General features: G+C 65.9%; 21 protein-coding genes. 7 read left to right on the top strand and 14 right to left on the bottom strand.

What is annotated here, in order from left to right:
- Positions 1-137 precede the first annotated feature (137 nt).
- From AB1411_07700 to AB1411_07655, 10 genes are all read right to left on the bottom strand, one after another.
- The gene (locus tag AB1411_07700; GenBank protein ID MEW6543479.1) at positions 138-218 is read right to left on the bottom strand and encodes a type II toxin-antitoxin system prevent-host-death family antitoxin; all 81 of its coding nucleotides are present in this window, start codon (positions 216-218) and stop codon (positions 138-140) included.
- A 150-nt stretch (positions 219-368) separates the two neighbouring features.
- A complete protein-coding gene (locus AB1411_07695) occupies positions 369-1,463 on the bottom strand; it encodes a tetratricopeptide repeat protein (protein ID MEW6543478.1) in 1,095 nt (364 codons plus the stop codon).
- A gap of 91 nt (positions 1,464-1,554) precedes the next feature.
- Complete coding sequence (locus AB1411_07690) at positions 1,555-2,727, bottom strand: tetratricopeptide repeat protein (GenBank protein MEW6543477.1); 1,173 nt, start codon at positions 2,725-2,727, stop codon at positions 1,555-1,557.
- A gap of 66 nt (positions 2,728-2,793) precedes the next feature.
- The gene (locus tag AB1411_07685; GenBank protein ID MEW6543476.1) at positions 2,794-3,939 is read right to left on the bottom strand and encodes a DUF2914 domain-containing protein; all 1,146 of its coding nucleotides are present in this window, start codon (positions 3,937-3,939) and stop codon (positions 2,794-2,796) included.
- Positions 3,940-3,951: 12 nt separating this feature from the next.
- The gene (locus tag AB1411_07680) at positions 3,952-5,013 is read right to left on the bottom strand and encodes a hypothetical protein (GenBank protein MEW6543475.1); all 1,062 of its coding nucleotides are present in this window, start codon (positions 5,011-5,013) and stop codon (positions 3,952-3,954) included.
- A gap of 12 nt (positions 5,014-5,025) precedes the next feature.
- Positions 5,026-5,661: a hypothetical protein gene (locus AB1411_07675; GenBank protein MEW6543474.1), complete on the bottom strand. Its 636-nt coding sequence runs from the start codon at positions 5,659-5,661 to the stop codon at positions 5,026-5,028.
- A gap of 66 nt (positions 5,662-5,727) precedes the next feature.
- Positions 5,728-6,159 (bottom strand): hypothetical protein, encoded by a 432-nt coding sequence (locus AB1411_07670; protein MEW6543473.1) that lies wholly within the window; start codon positions 6,157-6,159, stop codon positions 5,728-5,730.
- A 112-nt stretch (positions 6,160-6,271) separates the two neighbouring features.
- A complete protein-coding gene (locus tag AB1411_07665; protein MEW6543472.1) occupies positions 6,272-6,886 on the bottom strand; it encodes a hypothetical protein in 615 nt (204 codons plus the stop codon).
- A gap of 152 nt (positions 6,887-7,038) precedes the next feature.
- The gene (locus AB1411_07660; protein MEW6543471.1) at positions 7,039-7,398 is read right to left on the bottom strand and encodes a hypothetical protein; all 360 of its coding nucleotides are present in this window, start codon (positions 7,396-7,398) and stop codon (positions 7,039-7,041) included.
- Entirely contained in the window at positions 7,395-7,694 is a 300-nt protein-coding gene (locus AB1411_07655; GenBank protein MEW6543470.1) for a hypothetical protein, read from the bottom strand. Before AB1411_07655 ends, AB1411_07660 begins: the two co-directional genes overlap by 4 nt.
- A gap of 235 nt (positions 7,695-7,929) precedes the next feature.
- Between AB1411_07655 and AB1411_07650 the strand changes: the two genes are divergently transcribed.
- The 7 genes from AB1411_07650 to AB1411_07620 all read left to right on the top strand — a co-directional run bounded on the left by AB1411_07650 (position 7,930) and on the right by AB1411_07620 (position 15,181).
- Positions 7,930-8,820, top strand: a complete 891-nt coding sequence (locus AB1411_07650) for a polyprenyl synthetase family protein (protein ID MEW6543469.1) — start codon at positions 7,930-7,932, stop codon at positions 8,818-8,820.
- 125 nt (positions 8,821-8,945) lie between these two features.
- Positions 8,946-9,932: a hopanoid-associated sugar epimerase gene (gene hpnA, locus AB1411_07645; protein ID MEW6543468.1), complete on the top strand. Its 987-nt coding sequence runs from the start codon at positions 8,946-8,948 to the stop codon at positions 9,930-9,932.
- A gap of 162 nt (positions 9,933-10,094) precedes the next feature.
- On the top strand, positions 10,095-10,955 hold the full coding sequence (locus AB1411_07640) for a carotenoid biosynthesis protein (GenBank protein ID MEW6543467.1): 861 nt from the start codon (positions 10,095-10,097) through the stop codon (positions 10,953-10,955).
- Between the two features lie 104 nt (positions 10,956-11,059).
- Entirely contained in the window at positions 11,060-12,169 is a 1,110-nt protein-coding gene (locus AB1411_07635; GenBank protein MEW6543466.1) for a c-type cytochrome, read from the top strand.
- Between the two features lie 85 nt (positions 12,170-12,254).
- Positions 12,255-12,644, top strand: coding sequence for a phage holin family protein (locus tag AB1411_07630; protein MEW6543465.1), 390 nt, complete (start codon positions 12,255-12,257; stop codon positions 12,642-12,644).
- Positions 12,645-12,793: 149 nt separating this feature from the next.
- Complete coding sequence (locus AB1411_07625) at positions 12,794-14,620, top strand: ATP-binding protein (protein ID MEW6543464.1); 1,827 nt, start codon at positions 12,794-12,796, stop codon at positions 14,618-14,620.
- 198 nt (positions 14,621-14,818) lie between these two features.
- Complete coding sequence (locus AB1411_07620; GenBank protein ID MEW6543463.1) at positions 14,819-15,181, top strand: hypothetical protein; 363 nt, start codon at positions 14,819-14,821, stop codon at positions 15,179-15,181.
- A 100-nt stretch (positions 15,182-15,281) separates the two neighbouring features.
- Here AB1411_07620 and AB1411_07615 read toward each other — a convergent pair whose 3' ends face one another.
- The 4 genes from AB1411_07615 to AB1411_07600 form a co-directional block, all read right to left on the bottom strand.
- Positions 15,282-17,225 (bottom strand): TonB-dependent receptor, encoded by a 1,944-nt coding sequence (locus tag AB1411_07615; protein MEW6543462.1) that lies wholly within the window; start codon positions 17,223-17,225, stop codon positions 15,282-15,284.
- 122 nt (positions 17,226-17,347) lie between these two features.
- Positions 17,348-17,764: a nickel-responsive transcriptional regulator NikR gene (gene nikR, locus AB1411_07610; GenBank protein ID MEW6543461.1), complete on the bottom strand. Its 417-nt coding sequence runs from the start codon at positions 17,762-17,764 to the stop codon at positions 17,348-17,350.
- Between the two features lie 130 nt (positions 17,765-17,894).
- Entirely contained in the window at positions 17,895-18,419 is a 525-nt protein-coding gene (locus AB1411_07605; protein ID MEW6543460.1) for a DUF6036 family nucleotidyltransferase, read from the bottom strand.
- Entirely contained in the window at positions 18,400-18,723 is a 324-nt protein-coding gene (locus tag AB1411_07600; protein MEW6543459.1) for a hypothetical protein, read from the bottom strand. The genes AB1411_07605 and AB1411_07600 overlap by 20 nt, the downstream gene beginning before the upstream one ends.
- Positions 18,724-18,837: the final 114 nt, after the last annotated feature.

Here is an 18,837-nt window from a genome sequence, read left to right as displayed (position 1 = left end):
TTTATGCCAACCTTGAAATCGTTGGCAACCGTCCGTTCGTCAGCATGTCTGTACATTCACCCGCGCTGACGGGCGTCATGATGAGCCAACTGCGCTCCAGAATCCCATCACGACTGTGCATGATCGCTGCGGCCTGGTCACGCTCGCCCATGCGTGGTCACCAGGACCGTGTTCCCCTTTTCGACCGCCCGCAGTATTTCAGAAGTCTTCGCCTTCAACTCCCTGACATTCGCAAACTTCCTGGCTCCTCCATAGTTTCAAGTGAGACTACATGATAGGCTGAGAACAAGGAGGAATCAAGACAGCCGCAACATAGGGCCTAAAGTCGGCGGGCGGAGCTTGAAAGAGCTCTGTGCTGCCAGCAAGGCCTACCGGCCAGGCGGAGGGAAGTGCGGCGGGGGGAAGGGCGGCGGCATGGGCGGAGGCGGGCCTTCCGGCCGCTCCACCTGGGGAAACCCCTGCTGAGGCCCCTGGGGCCTGGCGGCGGGCAGATCGAGGTAGCCCAGCTCGCGGAGCTTTTTCTTCACCAGCACGATCAGCCGCTCGTTTTCCGGGGTTTGGGGCACCGTGCGGAGGAAGATCCGGAACTCACGCGCCGCTTCGTCCTTGCGACCAGCGGACAGCAGGGCCTGCCCCAGCCCTGCGTGGGCTCGGGCAAGACCGGGTTTCAGCCGCAGCGCTTCCCGGTATTCCCGGATGGCGCCGTCCTGGTCGCCCTCTACTTGCAGAAGACGGGCCAGGGTCGCGTGCGCCCGAGGATTCGTCGGGTCCAAGGCTACCGCCTGTTGGAGCAACGCTTTTTTCGCGGCCCGGTCCTGCTTGGAAGCGGGTTCCCCATTCCGGAGCCCGTCGCGGGAGCCGGCCGGAACTCTCATGGCTTGCACCACCAGGTCGTTGGCGTCCAGCTTGGTGAGCATCTGTTCCCGTTCCTTGAGCAGGGCCTCGGCCCCGGTCTTGGACTTGAGGGCCGCCAGTTCCCTCGTCTTGGTCTCGACTTCCTGCCGCAGCCGCTCGTTCTCTTCGCGGGCCTGCGCCAGCTCTTCCTTGGCATGCTCGCGCTTGCGCAACGATTCGATCTGGCGTGCGACGACTTCGGTGTCAACCTTGACCGTCACGTCCACCCGCACAATCGAGGTCTCCCCCTCGTGCTCGGTCCGCGTCGCCTGTTCCACGACCTCCACGATCCCGGCCGTGTAGGCTCGCAGCTCGTCCGTGGTGATCTGGAGATTCTTCACTTGGGTTACGCCTTCCAGGTAGGTGCCCGCCCGCTCCAGCGCCAGACGCTTGGCATCCAGCAGGGCCAGGCGCTTGGCATCGGTCTTGGTGTCGTTGTCCCCCATCCGGTACTCACCGGTCGCGGAGATCATGCGCACCTCGGCCGCGGCCGGCGAGACGGCGAGCAGACAGGCCAGCGTCAACGAGGTCTGGAGCAGCAGCAGGTAGAGCATCCCTCTTAGGCGCATCGCAGGCCGTCCTTTCTCCGGCAGGCCGACAAGAGGGTATCGCTCGGGCGAGAAAAAGTCCAGGGCAAGTCGAAGCGGATAGACGGACGGTTCAATGGGTGCCGTTCTTGGCTTCGTCCTCGTATTGCGCCAGGACGCGGAGGAGGGAGCGGGCCCGCTCGATCGAAGCCTGGTTGGCGGGAATGTCGGGAGCCGCCTTCAGGTATTTGCGGAATTCCTGGGCGGCCTCGCTCGGCTTCGACTTGGACATCAGCGCGACGCCCAGATTGTAATGGGCGAGGGCGAAGTCCGGCTTCAACCGCAGCACGGCCTTGAACTCGGCGATCGCGCCGTCCGCATTGTGCTCTTCCTGCAGCACGACCCCCAGGTCGTGGTGGGCCTGGGGATCGTCCGGCTTGAGGTGGATCTCTGCCTGGTATTCCTCCTCCGCGCCGGCCAGGTTGCCCTTGGACTGCAAGGCATGCCCCAGATTGTGGTGGGCCGCCGGGTCGGTCGGCCGCAGCCGAAGCGCCTCGCGGTATTCCGCGATGGCGCCGTCCAGATCGCGTTTGGCGTGCAGCACCAGCCCCAGATTGTAGTGGGCCTGCGCGCTCCGGGGACGCTGCCGGACCATCATGCGGTACTCCGCGATGGCGCCGTCGAGGTCTCCCTTGGCCTGCAGCGCCAGGCCGAGGTCGTAGCGCGCTTCAACCAGATCGGGATTCAGCCGCAACGCCGAGCGGTATTGGGCGATCGCGCCGTCGAAATCGCCCTTGGCATGGAGCGCCGCGCCAAGTCCCTGATAGGCCGCGACGAGATCGGGCTGGTATTGCACCGCCGCCTGGTATTCGACGATCGCCCCCACCCAATCCTCCTTCATGGCCAGGGCGACGCCCAGCGCATGGTGGGCGGCGGCGAAACCCGGCTTGTGCTGGACGGCGGAGCGATACGAGGCGATGGCGCCGGTCAGGTCACCCGAGGCAGCCAGCGCCAGTCCGAGATTGTAATGGGCGTCCACCAGATCGGGCTTCAGCCGCACGGCTTCTCGATACTCGCCGATCGCGCCGGCCAGGTTGCCCTTGGCTTGGAGCGCAACCCCTTGATTGTAATGGGCAATGGCGTTGCCCTGCTGCAGCACGCGGGCCTTGCCGTTGGCGCCGGCATAGGATTCCTCCCTCACCTTGAGCAGATGCGCCTCCGGCGAGGCAGGGAGAAGGATCAGCAGGCAGACTGTCGTCCCCTGCACGACCGAAACGACCAACCGCATGAGCAGACGATCAAGCATCGCCGAGCTCCTCGCGGGAAAACCCCACAGAGGGTACCGCGAGAGAGAGGGGAAAGTCCAGCACCGTCAACGGACGATGGTCACGAACTCAGCCGGGGACTCCTCCCCTGCCTCCTCCACCCGGAAGCTGACGCGGCCGATGATCTGGCCGCGGGCCGTCTCCAGATCCACCCGCCAGTCCCCTGGCGCCACCCGCTGCTTGACCGTGGAGCCCCGGTAGCCCCCTTCCCGCCCGCCCGAGACCGGCATGGCGATCCGATCCGTGGTCGCAAAGTCCCTCCCGCCGGCCGGCCGGTGCTGCCAGTGATGGTACACGGTGGTCTGCAGCCGGCCCGGCGCGAAGACGGCGGTGAAGCAGTAGGCGGGCCCTTCCCCGTGGAAGGAATCGTCGGCGCGTTTCCAGAACTGGTACCAGGCCCCCCGCTCGAAGCTCAGCCGGTAGTCCCCGTCCTGCCTCGTAACCTGATGGTAGATCCCGCCGAACTGGAGCGAGAGGGGAACCGGCGGGATCCAGTTAAGAAAATAAAAGACGACGAGCACGCCGACGACGCCGACCCCCGGCAGGCCCGCGAGAAGGGCCTCACGCCGGGCCGCGTCCCCCTGACCCGTTCCTTGATGGATGAGGAGCGCGACCTTGAGCACGAGGCCCGCGCTCAGGACCGCTCCGAGGAGAAAGACGACGGGGTGCATGAGCCCGGTCAGCACCGGCAGGAAATAGGTCAGAAAGCTGACGCAGACGAGGGCGTAGAGCCCCAGCAGGAGCCGCAGGTTGACCCGCCCGTGATGCAGGAACTCGTTCCCCACGAGCAAGGCGACCAACAGGCCGAAAAAGACCGCGGTGGAGGTCAGGGACGCGCTCTGCAGATAAAAGATCGTGTAGGCGCTGAAGAGGCTGCCGAAGATGAACTGGATGGCATGGGGAACGTACGGCTGGGCGCGGGAGACGAGCGGCGCAGGCCAGACTGAGCCGACGACCGGCTTGGCCCCCTCCCCGACCCTGCCGGGCGATTCGGCCGCCCGTGCCGCCCGCGCGGCCCGGCCCGTGAACACGATCAGACCGCCCAGGCAGATCAGGTACGCGAACAGGACCAGGTTGTCCAGCAGACGGTCCACGCGGGTCAACGTGACGCTGTCAAAGGTCACCCCGCCGAAGAAAAAGAGGACGGGCATGAACGGCTTGGCGAGCGCGGCACGGACTCGAGTCAGCACCATCGGTGAGGCCGATCAAGGAAAAGGAGGAAGAGGGGCATACGCCATCCGAAGATCCAGGAGGCGCTCCAGCCAGGCGGACATCTCGGCCTCCGGCAGCGGGGCGCGGTTCAGCCGCGCCTCGACCTGAAAGCCGCCGTCGGCCCCGACCAGGCCCACGATCGCGGAGGCCTCTTCCCCGGACGGCAGGAGCTTCCGCGTTTGGAACTCGCAGAGCGTCACGTAGAGCCGGCCGGCCGGCGCGATCGCCTCCAGCACCTCCGGCAGCTCATCCAACGGGCAATGGGTCGAGCAGCGATAGGCCAGGGCGGCCCCCGGCTCGACCGCCTGGAACTCTTCCAACGCCTGTTCGGAGAAGCCGGTCAGATAGGCCCTCAGCGCCGCCGGTTCTTTGCCCCAGGTCGCGGCCAGGCGGCTGGCCGGGACGAGAAACTCGAACGGGTCGGAGGAATTGAACTCGAACTGGCAGGGCCCGAAGGCGTCCGGCCAGGAGCAGAAGAACGGCACGCCGTCCTCCCGCGTGCGGAGGATGACGCCGCCTTTCTCCACCCGCCAGTCCACCGGCAGGCCGAGCAACTCGATCGCCTCCTGGAACGCCCGCTGCCGCTCCTCGAGCCAGAGCGCCCGCTGCCCGTCCGCGCGGGTCTCTCCGGGAGTGACGACCTCGGCCGTGTGGAGGCGCACGCGGACGAAGCCGTGCATGTGGCGGAAGCCCAGCCAATACATCGCGCGCGGAAGGTGGGTACGGAGGGGCTGGCGGATCAGCCAGGGATGGCTGACCGAACAGTAGGTCCCGACACCCTGGTACCGCTGATAGACCGTGTGGTAGCCGCCGGCCAGCAGGAAGAAGTCCCCCTGCCATTTCTCCCTGAAATGGACCAGCGTGACTTCCTCGGTCGGCCAGGGGTCCAGCCGGTCCAGATCCTCCGGCGTCGCGACGGTCCAGTCCTCGATGTAACAGATGACGTCCCGCTCCGGCGTGACCGGCTCCAGGCCCAGGCCGGCCAGCCGCTCGCCCACGGCGAGGGCCTCCGCGAACGACAGCCTGCCCCGGGACTCCCAGCGCCGCTCACGCATGCCTGGGGCCCGTCACTTGATCCGCCACGACCGGCCCTCCACTTTCACGTCGGTGATGAGCCGCTGCAGGCTCTCGTTGAGCGTCGCGTTGAGCAGGTCCTGCACGTCACGCGGCTCGAACCAGAAAACCGTCTGTGTGCGCGCCCCCTCCAGCGTCATCTTGGTGGTGCTGCGGTCGGCCGCGTTCATCGCCCGGAGCGCCACCCGGACCTTGATCGTGATCTCGGTCGAGCCGAACCGGCTCTTGGCGTGAGCCGACAGCTCGTGGATCTGCCCGGTCAGCGTCACGTCCGGCTGCTTCTGAGAGGTTTCCGCCTGGGCCGGCCCCTTGCCCGGTGAGACCTGGCGGCCCTCCTTCTTCAGATAATCCGCCACGACCTCCGCCAGCGCGTCGCCGGCTTTCCCGCCCGGCACGTCGAAGTAGGTGACGCCGCCCCAGACGTGCGTCCTCATCCCGACCTTCTGCTTCTCCGCCCGTTGATCCTCGAACGGCATGACCAGGATCGTTTCCCCGCTCCCCTTGGGAGGAATCGGCCCCAGCGCCTGCAGGTACAGATCCACCGTCTCACCGCTGCCGGCACAGCCCGCCAGGGCCAGCCACACCGCGCCCGCCACGCTGCACAGGATCCATGACGCAAGCTTCTGCATGCTTCCCTCCTCTCAAAGCCGTTGCCCGTCAATCGTCACTCGTCATTCGTATAGAAGCGCGACCCATCATTCCTTGTCCGTCTCAAGTGACGAATGACGGATGACGCTCTTGTTCTCCTGAGCCCCTTTCACTTGAATGGACTCATCCCCGCGCCACCACCAGAACCGGTACTGGCATTGGGAGAGCGCCGCTGCGATGACGGCCACGATGAGCCCCAACAGCAGCAGCTTGGTGGTCCGCGGCAGACCCGGCCGGGCCTCCGCCGCGCCCACGTCCCGCCCACAGAACCGGCAGACGACCGCCAAGGGCTTGATCGGCTCGGCGCAGAACGGGCACGGCCGGCGCGCAGGCGGCAGCACGAACAGCAACAGCCCGGCCAGGGGCGTCAGGACGAGGGCCAGGAAAAACCAGCCGGGACCGGAGCGGCCGAACTCGCGCCGCGCCAGCACGCCGACGGCCAGCGCCAGGAGCACCCAAAGCCCCGCCCCCAGTTCCATCGCGCGAGTGTATCGAACCAGACGGCAACGCGTCCACTCCCACGTTTACCTCGTCGTGCGTAAAGCGTCCGAAACGGTTGGACGAGATACGCTTCACGAGTCGCGTCTTGCGTCAGGGCGTGATGACGGGCAGCAGCGCGCGCAGGGTCTCGCGGCCGACCTCCGCCAGACGGCCCTCCCGCACCGCGGGATCGTCAGGCGGCACGAACCGGGCCAGCTTGAAGAACCGGCGGCCGGCGAGCACCGCGGAGACCTCCGGCTTGCGATCGTGGGTGAGCGGCAGGGTATAGCCTTCCCCCTGCTTCCACTCCCAAGGCGTCGGGGCCAGGGCCAGGCAGAGCTGCCGCCCCGCAACCAGGTGGTAACGGTTGATCAGGTTCTGTTTGTACCGCAGCAGTCCGGCCCTCTCCAGGATCAGCGCGAAGACGAAGTGATGGCCCCACCAGAAGAGGGAGCGGAACGTGAACTTCTCGTCGCCGACGAAGTGTTTGGGGAAATCCAGGTACTGGTAGGGGCAGGCCTCCAGATGCTCGCCCTTCACGAACTGGAATCTGGCCGGGTCGAAGCCCTCGGGCGCCAGCAGGTCCACTCCGGCCAGCTCGTCCTTCAAGGCGGCGTGGACCTCGTCCAGCACCGCCCGGACCTTGTGCATGATCCTGGCCTTGGCCTGGAAGAAGTGCTCGTCGGCGACGAGCGCGAGCTCGTCCGCCGTGAACAGGGTCTTCATGCTTCTAACAAGGATGAACGGTGAACGCGGAACGATGAACGGCGGAGTCCAGAACCGAGAACTCGGGGCTGAGCCTCAGTTCTCGACCCTGAGTCCCCTGCCTACAGTCCGACACCGTCCAACGCTCGTCATTCTGCGTTCAGCGTTGTGCGCTAGGCTGCGGCCAGTCGCGCGAGGAGCAGGAGCGCCAGCGCGCCGACCCCGTACGGGACGACGCAGGAGTAGAGCACGGCTTTGAGCGAGCGGGTGTCGGACGCCTCGACGTGCCGCGCGCGCTGTTCCTTGTACACGAACTCGTAGGCGAGGATGGCGACCGTCAAGGTCAGGACCAGAACCCGGCTGGTGCGCGGCCAGGTGTACACGCCGCTGAGGAGAAAATCCGCGGTGAAGAACCCGCTGAACAGCAGGACGAGGGGAGCGACGACGACGCGCACGGCGTCCGCCAGCCGGTCGTGCCGCAGGAGCGGCGCGCGCCCCTCGCCGGTCCGGTCCGCCTGGGCGCCGGGCGTCATGAGCTGACCGCCAGCTTGGCGGGCTCGGACGGAGGGCTCGCCGACTCCTGAGACGACGTCTGCTCCTGAGCCTCCCGGCACACCTTGCAGACCCGTGGACGCATCTTGAGGAAGGACACTTTGCCGCTGGCGAGGCAGCTATAGTGCACGAACTGGTCGCACACCGTGCAACGCGACCACCCGCCCCGAAACAGAGTCACGTTGCGATAGAGCCCCCTGCCGCAGACTCCGCAGGTCCGGGGCTCGATGCCCAGCAGCAGGGGGGCCCACTCACCGCCGGCTTTCCTGATGCTCATGGGCGGCGAGTATACCGATTCCCGAGGGCGAGAGGCAATAGGTGGGTGGCGCGAGGCCAGAGGCAAGAATCTGACCCACGTGCCTCGAGCCCGGGTTCCCCCCCTCGCCTCGCGCCTCGCACCCCGTGCCTCGCGCGGTTTGACACCCTGCGAAGCCATTTGTTACTCTCACGCGCGATTCGTCCGACCTGTAACTCGAACTCGCTCAACCATCCACATCACCGCCCCGATGACCGTGGACATTCGTCAGTATCTGGAGCAGAAACGCGAGCAGGTGGACCGATTCCTGGACCAAGTGGTCCCTGACGCGAAGACTCCCCCGACCACCCTCCACGAAAGCATGCGCTACAGTCTGTTCGCGGGCGGGAAGCGGGTCCGGCCGATCCTCGCCATCGCCGCGGCCGAAGCGGTGGCGCCCCCGTCCCGCGCGATCCTCCCGGTCGCTTCGTCGCTGGAGCTGATCCACACGTACTCGCTCATCCACGACGACCTGCCGGCGATGGACAACGACGACTACCGGCGGGGCAAGCCCACCAACCACAAGGTGTACGGGGAAGCGATGGCGATCTTGGCCGGGGACGCCCTGCTCACGCTCGCGTTCGAGCTCTGCAGCCGGCCGGACCTGCTGGACGGGCTGACTCCGGCCCGGCAGGTGCAGCTCATCTACGAGCTGGCGGTGGGGTCCGGCAACCTGGGCATGGTCGGCGGGCAGGTCCTGGACATCCAGGCCGAGAACCAGGACATCGACCTCGCCACGCTCCAGAACATCCACCGGCACAAGACCGGCATGCTGATTCGCGCGGCCGTCCGGATGGGCGCCATCGTCGCCGCCGCCACGCCGGGTCAACTGGATCGGCTCACCCAGTACGCGGAAGACGTCGGCCTCGCCTTCCAGATCGCCGACGACGTGCTCAACGTCACCGGCACCCGTGAGGAGCTGGGCAAGAACGCCAACACCGATGCGCAGCGCGGCAAGAAGACCTACCCGACGTTCTACGGGGTCGAGGGCGCGAAGGCGCTCGCCGGGGAGTGCACCGACCGGGCGATCAGCCGCTTGGACACGTTCGACGCGAAAGCCGACCCCCTGCGCGAGCTGGCCCGTTTCATCACGGCGCGGCGCCATTAGCGCCGCAGGCACGAGGTCCGGGGCACGAGGCTCGAGGTGGAAAATCAGAACAGACCGCCGTACCATCGTCGCCTTCGGGGTTCAACCGCGTGCCTCGCACCCCGCACCGCGCGCCTATTTTAGAGATGAAAGTCCTCGTCACCGGTGCGACAGGCTTCGTAGGCGCCGCGGTCGCGCGCGCCCTCTGTGACGCAGGCGCAGAGGTCCGCGTCCTTGTCCGGCCGGACAGCGACCTGCGGAACCTGGAAGGACTGAAGGCGGAGCAAGTTCGCGGAGACCTGCGGGACCGCCCGTCGTTGCACCGGGCCCTGGCCGGCTGCCGGCAGCTCTACCACGTTGCCGCCCACTACGCCCTTTGGGCCAAGGATCCGGCCATCTTCTACGAGGTCAACGTCCTCGGCACCCAGACCCTCATGGAGGCGGCGCAGGAGGCGGGAACCGAACGCATCGTCTACACCAGCACGATCGGCGCGATCGGCCTGCCGCCGGACGGCGGTCCCGGCACCGAGGAGGCCCCCGTGTCGCTCGAGCAGATGGCGGGCGACTACAAACGCTCCAAGTACCTGGCCGAGCAGGAGGTTCTCAGGCTCGCCCGGAAGGGCCTGCCGGCGGTGATCGTGAACCCGAGCGCCCCGGTGGGCGCCCGGGACGTCAAGCCGACACCGACGGGGCAGATCATCGTGGACTACATGAAGGGCCGCATGTGGGCCTACATCGAGACCGGCATGAACCTCGTGGATGTGGACGACGTGGCGGTCGGCCACTTGCGCGCGATGGAGCGCGGCCGGATCGGAGAGCGGTACATCCTCGGCAACCGCAACCTCTCGCTGCGGGAAATCTTCGAGATGCTCGAGCGGATCACCGGCATCCGGGCGCCCCGGCTCAAGCTGCCGTGGCAGGCCGTGCTGCCCCTTGCCTACGCCAACCGCTGGCTGGCCGACTACGTCACCCACCGGCCGCCCCGGATTCCCCTCGAAGGCGTGCGCATGGCCAAGTACCGGATGCACTACGACTGCCGCAAGGCGCTCCAGGAGCTGGCCCTGCCGCAGACGCCGGTCGAGGTCGCCCTGGAAAAAGCGGTCCGCTGGTTCCGGGACCACAAGTATGCGTAACGGGTCCAGGCGACACGGGGACGGGGATATGACGGATGCGGCGAAGGGGCGAAGGGGTGACGGGGCGATCGCCCCATCCCCGCGTCTCCGGGTCCCCGCGTCGGATCAGTCGCCGCGTCTCCGAGTCGGTCTCGTCGCGCGTTGCCCTTCACGAAGGCTTTTATGGATTTTTTCGCCCTGTTCCTGAACACGTTCACCCTGCGACCGTACGTGTTCGTCTTCCTGGTCGTCTTCCTGGTCTGCGCCCAGCGGCTCCTGGGCTGGCGGCGGACCGGTCTGTTCTTCGGCATCACCTGGCTCACCGCCTTCTTGTGCGAGTTCTCCTCCACCCGGACGGGGATCCCCTTCGGCTGGTACTACTACACCGGCTCGACGAGGGGGCAGGAACTGTTCATCGCCGACGTGCCCTTCTTCGACTCCCTGTCCTTCACGTTTCTCCTCTATGCCAGCTACTGCATGGCCCTGCTTTTCCTGTTGCCGGCCCGCGCCCAGGACCAGCCGGCCGGCGCATCCCTGCTCCGCCGTTCGACCTGGCCGGCCCTCCTGTTCACCCTGCCGGTCCGGACGTCGTGGCCGGTCCTGAAGCTGGCCGCCCTCTTCTTCATGTTCATCGACATCATCATTGACCCGGTGGCGCTGCGCGGGGACCGGTGGTTCCTGGGGCAGATCTACGGCTACCCGGAGCCGGGTGTGTACTACGGCGTGCCGCTGGCGAACTTCGTCGGCTGGGCCGTCGTCGGCCTCACCGCCCTCTCCGGCTACTTTTTCCTGGACCGCCGCCTCTCGCCTTCCTCCCGGCACACGGAGGGAGAGGAGACGGTCATGACCGGCAACGTGCTGCTCGGCTGCAGCCTGTACTACGGCGTCCTGGCCTTCAACCTGGGGGTCACTTTCTGGATCGGGGAGCCGCAGCTCGGCATGACCGGGCTGCTCATCTTCCTGCCGCTCACGGCCCTGCTCCTCCTCCGGCTCCTCCATCGCCTGCCCCATCCCAGCCCCGTCCGTCGGGAGCCCAGCCTGTGAGGCTTGGGTTCTCCGACCGGAGTCTGTATACTGGCGCGGAGCTCTCAGCCGTCAGCTTCCCCCTGCTAGCCGACCGCTGACGGCTCTTCCGCTGGAGGATTCGTATGGCCGGACAACCGAGCCTGATCAAGAACGTCATGAAAAAAGCCGTGCTGGGACTGGTCGCCGGGGGGATCCTGGTGGGAGCCGCCAAGGCGCTTGCCTTCCCGCCGGTCTTCCAGGTCATGTTCTTCCTCTACGCCCTGCTCGGCGCAGCGGTGTTCGTGCTGCTGGACGCGCCGCCGGTCCGCCCCATGAGCGGGCTCAAGGCCCTGCTCGCCCTCTTTCTGTTCTACCTCGTGGTCTCGGGCCTCTACATCGGCGGAGCTTCGCTGCTCCCGCAGTACGATCCCGAGGACGAGAAGGGCAAGATCGAGAAGCTGCTGAAGGCGAAGCGCGAGAAGGCCGAGCACGAGCACAAGAACGTGGACGAGCTGCTCAAGCAGGTCGCGGAGCTGGATGCCAAGGCCCAGGCGGTCTCGGCCCGCCTCAATCGGATCGCGCCGGCCCCGGCAACCCTTGGCCCGGCGCCCGACGCCGCGCCCGCGGCTGGCGGGATGAGCCTCGTCGCCCGCGGCAAGGAGGTCTACGAGCTGCACGAGTGCTACAACTGCCACAAGATCGGCGGGCAGGGCAGCGTGAAGAAGCGCGGGCCGGTGCTCGACAACATCGGCAGCTTGCTGACCATCGAAGACATCAAGAAAAAGATCTTCGATCCGACTTATCTCTACGCAGAAGGGTTCGAGAAGGAGCACAAGAAGGGGCTGATGCCCGACAAGTACAAGGAGCTGATGACGGAGGAAGAGCTGGGCGCCCTGGCCGCCTATCTGAACACGCTCAAGAACCCTGCCGTCGAGACTCCCAAGCCGGTCTTCGTGAAGACGAAGGTCGAGCACGGCTTCATCGTGTACGGGTACGTGAAGGACGGCAGCGGGAAGCCGCTGGCCGGCGTGGAGGTGCAGGCCAAGCCGCTCAAGGAGCACGGCCACGCGAGCAGCGCCAAGACCAACCAGGAAGGGTATTACGAGATCTTCCTACACATGCACAACGAAGACGCGGGCGTCAAGATCGCCGTCTCGGCCAAGGGCGCACAGAAGGAGGTCGTGGCGAACTACGACCCCAACGACAAGGTGACCAAGCGGCAGGCTTCCGTGGACCTGTCCGTCGGGTCATAGAGGAATGGTCGGTGGACAGTGGTCTGTGGTCGGGGATGAACGAAACGACCGACCACCAATCCCTGACCCCTGACCACCGAATTTTATGAAAGGGCTGCTGATCCGCTTCACCGTGACGGGCGTGGCGGTGCTGCTGGCCGGCCAGGTCGTGCCGGGTATCAGGATCGAGGGCCTGCCGGCCGGCCTGGCCGCCGTGATCGTGCTCGCGCTCCTGAACGCCGTGGTCCGGCCTCTCCTCTATTTCCTCTCCATCCCCTTCATCATCCTAACCCTGGGCCTGTTCATGGTAGTGATCAACGCGCTCCTGCTCCAGCTCACGGCTTACCTGGTCAAGGGCTTCGTCGTGACGGGCTTCTGGCCTTCGGTCTGGGGCGCCCTGGTCATCGGCGTGGTCAGCGCGATCCTCAACATGCTGATCTCCGACCAGGGCCACGTCGAAGTCGTCGTGCACCGCCGCCGCCACCCCTTGCCTTAGGCGACGCAAGGAATCCGGGCATCGTCAAGTGACGGGAAATTGCATTGCCTGCGGGACGTTGCTACAATGCCGCCCCGGCTTACGTGCCGATCGGCCTTCGGCCAGACACTGAAAGCTGATCGCTCCTTACCGAAGTCAGAGGGATTGACATGGCTCAAGCGGCCGAGCAACTCCGCAGCGCCAAACAGACGACTCTCCAGCGGACCATCACCGAGACGTTGAACGACCTCGGGGCGGAGGCGGCCCTCGTGGGGATCTACGAACGGACCGGCGGCCCGTTGGTCCCGCAGGGATTCCGCGGGTTCTCGGGCCGCGAGGTCCAGGCCATCCTCCGTTCCCTCACGGGACAGGAAACGTCGCTGGCCAGCCCGCCCTCCCTCGGCGAAGGCGAGTCGCTCCGGGCCCTGCGTCTGCGCCTGATCACCCCGACCGCCAAGGCCCTCCTTGCGGTGCCCCTTCGGCACCGGCAACAGGTGTACGGGGTCCTCGTGATCGGCCGCAAAGAGAGCGCCGCGTTTACGAAGAAGGAACGGGCGCTGCTGGAGAGCGCCGCCGAGACGGTGACAAGCGGGTTGGACCGGGCCGGCCTGTTCGACGGCACAGTGCTCCTCTCCCGGCCGCTCGTAGCCAACGAGCCGGCCTTGACCCAAGCGCCGGCCGGTCCCGAAGCGCTGACCCCGTCCTCGCACGCCACGCCCGAGCGGCAGGAGCGGATCGCCGCCCTCCTCGCCGAGACCGCCTCGGCCCTCGACTTCGATCGCGCCTGGGTCACCTTCTACGATCCACTGGCCGGCGCACTGGAAATCCTGGGGGTCGCGGGCGAGCAGAAGGGCGACCAGAGGAGGGACCTGAAGCCCGGGCTGCGCCTGGGGCTCGATGCCTCGGCCTCCGGCTGGGCGGTCCGACACCGCAAGTCGCGCTTGGACAACGATCTGGCCTCGACCCAAGGCCGGTTCCAGGATCACAAGCCCCTGTACAAGGACCGGTTTCACTCGTCCCTCGTCGTGCCATTCTTCATGCGCGGCCAGGTCGGCGGCACGATCTCGCTGGCGTCACGGACGCCCATGCGTTACACGCTGCCGGACGCTCGGGCGCTGGAACCGCTGATCGTCAAGCTGGTGGAGCTGCTTCAGGAGCCGTCGGAGGTTCCGCCGCCCAGGGCCGATGCCGGGATCGCGGGCGAGCCCCAGACCGAGCCGGTCCCTCAGGCGGTCGCGGAGCCCCTGATCCGGAAGCAGGAGCGCCAGGCGGCCCTCGGCGAGTTCAGCGCGTTCCTGGCCACGGAGATTCGCGAGCCCCTCGCCTCGATCCGGGCGCAGCTCGCGGACGTGACCGCCGAAGGCATCCTGGACTTCGACCCCCAGACCCGCGTCGAGAACGCCATGCGGGACCTCATCCGGATCGAAGCCATCCTCAACGAGATCCTGGACTTCGCCAAGCCGCTGGAGCTGAACCGGCGCCTCTGCCGGATCCCCGACATCATCGAGAGCACGCTCATCGTCGTGGCCACCGACCTGGAGATGAACCGCATCCGCGTCACCAAGGACTACGCGGCCAACCTGAGCCCGGTCCGCTGCGACGACGCAAAGCTGCAGCAGGTCTTCCTCAGCATCGTCAAGAACGCCCTCGAAGCCATGTCGCCGGGCGGCCATTTGCACATCGAGGTGACGCAGCCCCGGTCCGGCCGCACCCACGACGTTCAGATTCTGATCAAGAACGACGGCGTGCCGATCCCGACCGAGCATGTCGGCAAGGTCTTCGAGCCCTTCTTCACGACCAAGCGCGCCGGCACCGGCCTGGGGCTGGCCACGGTGAAGAAGATCGTGGAGGAGCACCAGGGACAGATCTCGATCGCCAGCGGGCCGGGCCAGGGCACGACCGTGATCATCCGCCTCCCGATCCCGGCCCACCGAGGCCCGGCCCACCGCCGCCGCGGACGGGGGCGGAGGCCGCCGCGAGGCCGGCGGAATCCGTAGCTCGTCATTCGTCACCCGTCATTCGTCGCTCGGGTTTTCAAATAAAATACAAGGTGTTACGGATGACGAGCGACGGATGACGAATGACCTCTTGCGGGCCTTGACAGGGGGGAGCGGGACGGCTAAGATACGCGCCGCTGTTTGGCCGATCCTTGGAACTCTTTTCCACCTTATTTTCTTAAAAGAGGAGTGAGCGCTATGAAGACTCTCATCGGGACTGTTGCAACGGTCATGGGCGTGGCGTTCTCCCTGTCCCTCGCGTTGGCCAACCCGGCCCTGCTGCCCAAGCATCCGGGCTATCCGGCCTCCGGCAACGCCAACGACCAGGGGCAGACCAACGCCGGCGGGACGAAGGCTCTCGAAGCCGCGGCCGGCTCCAACTCGAAGCACGTCGAGCAGCACCTCGTGGATCCGAACAACGACCGGCTCGTCGAGAAGGCCGCGGACAAGCGGTCGGACGGCAAGTTCGGGCGGCTCCCGAAGGTGCAGGGCCCGCAGATCAAGATTCAGCCGCCGGTGGAGTCCGCGACCAAGATCAGCGGCGAGCGGGTTATCCAGTAAGCGTTCGCTCAGCCAACCTACGAGGGGGAAGCCGTCTAGACGGCTTCCCCTTTCTTTTTGTCCTCGATCCAAGCCAAGAAGCTCTCAGCCGTCAGCTTCATCAAAAGTACCAGGCCATCCCGCCCATGAAGAATCGCGGCAAGCCCGGCACGAAGTGAATGTCGTTGACGCCAGCCGGCTCGTTCCTGAGCCGCGATTCGAAGTAAAACGTCGCCTGTTCCCACTTCGTATCCAAGAGGTTCTGGATGCTGAGGAACGCTTCCAGGCGTCCCATCGAGAGCTTGATCGGAAGCTGGTAGCGTTCGATGAGATCCAAAATGGTCCAGGACGGGGCCTTCACGCTCCGATCCTCCGTCAAGGGACGAGAATCCAGGTACGTCATCTGCAACTGAGAGGACAGTCCTTCGGGCCACCGAAGAAGGACCGCGGCATAGGCGGTGTGCTCGGGCGCCAGGGGGATGGCCTGGCCGGTTTCGCGAAACTCCGCATGGGTCCAGGTGAAGCTTCCATTGAAATACAGGGGTCCGACCACCTTTCCCCTTCCCCCGACCTCCAAGCCATACCGCCGTGTCGGGCCGCGCGCTTGGGTCGTGCCCGCGTCACCCACGAACACGAGCTCGGATTGCAGATCCAGCGCCCACAGGGTCGTGATGAATTCGAATTCCTCCCACGGTTTGTGGCGAAGCCCGGCTTCATAGCTCTTGGCCCGCGCGAGCGGGACCGCTCCCGTGACCACTCCGCGCGCGTCGTTGCTGTGATACCCCTGGCCGTAGTTCAAGAAGAATTCCGTGTTGAACCAGGGCCCCAGAATCACGTTGGCCTTGGGCGTGACGATGGCCGAGTCCTTCCTGCCGGCCGGCTGCTGGGAGCAGGCCGGACACTGGTTGCGCACGTCGAAGGTGAAGAAGTCCGTCCTCGTTCCCCCGGTGAGCCGCATCCACGGGGCCGGTTGAAACTCCAGCTTGAGGTAGGGGGAGTAGGAGGCTTCGAGAATCTCACTGTCCGTCGTCGTGCCCAGCGGCGCCCGCCTGACCTGCGTTCCAAGCCGCGCGTGAATACGGTCCACGCGCGTCTGGACCCCCGCCGTGGCCGAACTGGCCATTCCGAGCAACTCGCCGGCCTGGCGCCATCCCACGTCCCCGCCGTACATGATGCGCCGGTCTGACTGCTGGATGCCGTCTCCATTGACCGGGTCGTCGAGGAAGAAGGTGAAATTGGTGTACAGGTCCATCCGGTAATACTGGGCGTACAGGTTCGCGAACGCCTTTCCCCCCGAGGCCGTGTCATAGTGGTAATTGAGCCGGCCCGTGGCCCTGGTCGTCTTGCCCCCTTCGGAAGGGTCAATGGAGCCGAACCGGTCCAGAGACCCGTCATGGACGGCCCGTAGAGGAATCTCGCCGGACCCGTTCCACTGGGCTTTGTGAAAGCTTCCGGTGAGGCTCAGTTCCGACCGGCTCGTCGGGTTCATCGTCGCCTTCGCCAGGCCGTTGAAACGGAAATAGCGGTTGGGGTTGTCGAAGGGCCCATTGGTGAAATAGCCCTCGCCGGCCAACAGCGTGCGCACCTTGTCCTTGGTCGGCGAGAACATGAGCAAGTGCCGCTGCGTGTCGTACATCCCCCCGGCCAATTGGACGACGCCTTCTTTGACGACATCGCGCGTGATGAAGTTCACGGCGCCGGCGGTGTCAAAGTCACCGAATTGGACGTGATAGGCTCCCTTGTAGACGTCGATGCCCTCGATGGTCTCAGGAATGATGAAATTGAGGTCGGCGTAACCCTGCCCGTGGGCGTGGCTCCGCAGATTGATCGGCATCCCGTCCGCAAAGAAGGCGATGTCGGTGCCGTGATCCGCGTCGAACCCGCGGAGGAAATACTGGTCGGCCTTGCCCGCCCCGCCCGAGTGTTCGACGGTGATGAATCCGGGGATGAGCCGAAGGATTTGAGCGGGCCGCCCCTGAGGTTGGAGCAGGATTTCCTTGTCGGGGATGAACTGCTGGGACGAGGCAGCCACCGGCTTCTCGGCGGTCACCGGCACCTCCGGCACTACGACGGTGCCCTCGTCCGGCGGTTCGTGAGCGGAAGCCGCAGAGAAGACCAGGGCAGAGAGAACCAGCAGGCAGCATAGGAAGAGGAGACGATGAAGATGCACCGGGCTCGCTCAGCGGATTAGCTCAGCCCTTTGCCGGTGGTCGTCATCGTCAGTTTCCCGTGCTTGACCCCCTTGGTTCCGATCAGGAGGTCGGCGACCTTCCTGATCTCACGGCCACGGCCCCGGACCACCAGCACCTCCAGACAGTGGTCGTGGTCCAAGTGCACGTGCATGGCGGAGAGGATGAGCTTGTGGAACCGGTGCTGGAGGTCGGTGAGCTTGTCGGTCAGGTCGTGGACGTGGTGGTCGTAGACGATCGTGACGGTCCCGACCGTCTCCCGGTCCTCCTCCCACTGGTGCCCGACCAGGTTGTCCCGGATCAGGTCCCGCAGAGCCTCCGACCGGCTCGTGTACTGTTTGCCGGCGATCAACCGGTCGAAATCGTCCAGCAGGCGGTGGTCGAGCGACACTCCGAACCGCACGAGCTTCTTCATGGCGACGCCCTTTCGTGAGTGCTACGAAATATAAAAACGTGGCACGCACGATAGCACCGCCGGCTTGCGGGTGTCAATCGGTTCGTTAGCGGCGAAACCGGCGCTGGTGGCTTACAAACGGATGATCGGTTTACGCGGCAGTCAAGCGCCCGCAGAAGAGCTGAACGATCCTGCGGAAGGCAAAAAGGGCCGTGTCCTTCGGCGAAACGCCGATCGCCGCGTCGGCCGCGGCCTGAACAGCGCTCGCCTGGACGCCAAATCGCCGAGCGACATGGAGCGCATCTTCCAAATCGAGCTCGGTACCACGACGCAGCTTGGCGATCACGAAATCCGTCGGGGCCAACAGCCGGACGTGCAGGCCGGGCTCGTCGAGAAACGCCGACGTACGGTCCCGATAGCCGGGCGGCATCGCCACAACCGACCATCCCGACATGTTCTCCCCAAGATCGGCCGGAACTTGGGGCTTGCGGAGGTACTGCGCCAGAGGCTCCGGATCTCCCATGATCTCGCCGTCGCGGTCCTGGGTGGCGCGGTCGGGAAATCCATAGGCCTGGAGCGCAAGCCCTCCGACGAGCAGCAAGTCCACGCGGGAGCCGGTTTGCCGCACGTACTCGCGGAGCAGCACAACCAATCGGTCAGCGGTGATCGGCGGCAAAGCGCAAGGCCTCCACGAACGTGCGATAGTTGCGCTGGTCAACGGGCGAAGGATCGGGAGGAAGCGGGGCCCGGCGAACGACCGTTTCGACTAGACTCCGATAGCTGGTGTACCATCGGCAGGCTTCCTCGTAGGCTGCGCGAACTTCGGGGTCGCTCAGGTTCAGGACCGGATCGAGGCGGTCGTTGAGCAGGATCTCCAGCCACAAGAGGCGTCTCGCCTTCGGATCTGCAAGCGCCCCTGCCAGTGTCTCCGCTCCGGTGTAGGCAGGCAGGATTTTCAGAGGGACGGATTCGATTTTCACGGCACCTCCGCCTGGAGGAATTGAGAGTAGCAGAGGCAGCGCCGTGACTCAACTTCTGATGCTAAAGCCTTTTGATACTCCCCTCGCCGCCCGCGCCCCTGAACGGAACGGCAA

It is taken from the genome of Nitrospirota bacterium, assembly GCA_040757595.1.
Classification (GTDB): Bacteria; Nitrospirota; Nitrospiria; order Nitrospirales; family Nitrospiraceae; genus JBFLWP01.
The sequence above is the reverse complement of the archived record's forward strand: the minus strand, read 5'-3'. Positions and strand labels throughout refer to the sequence as shown.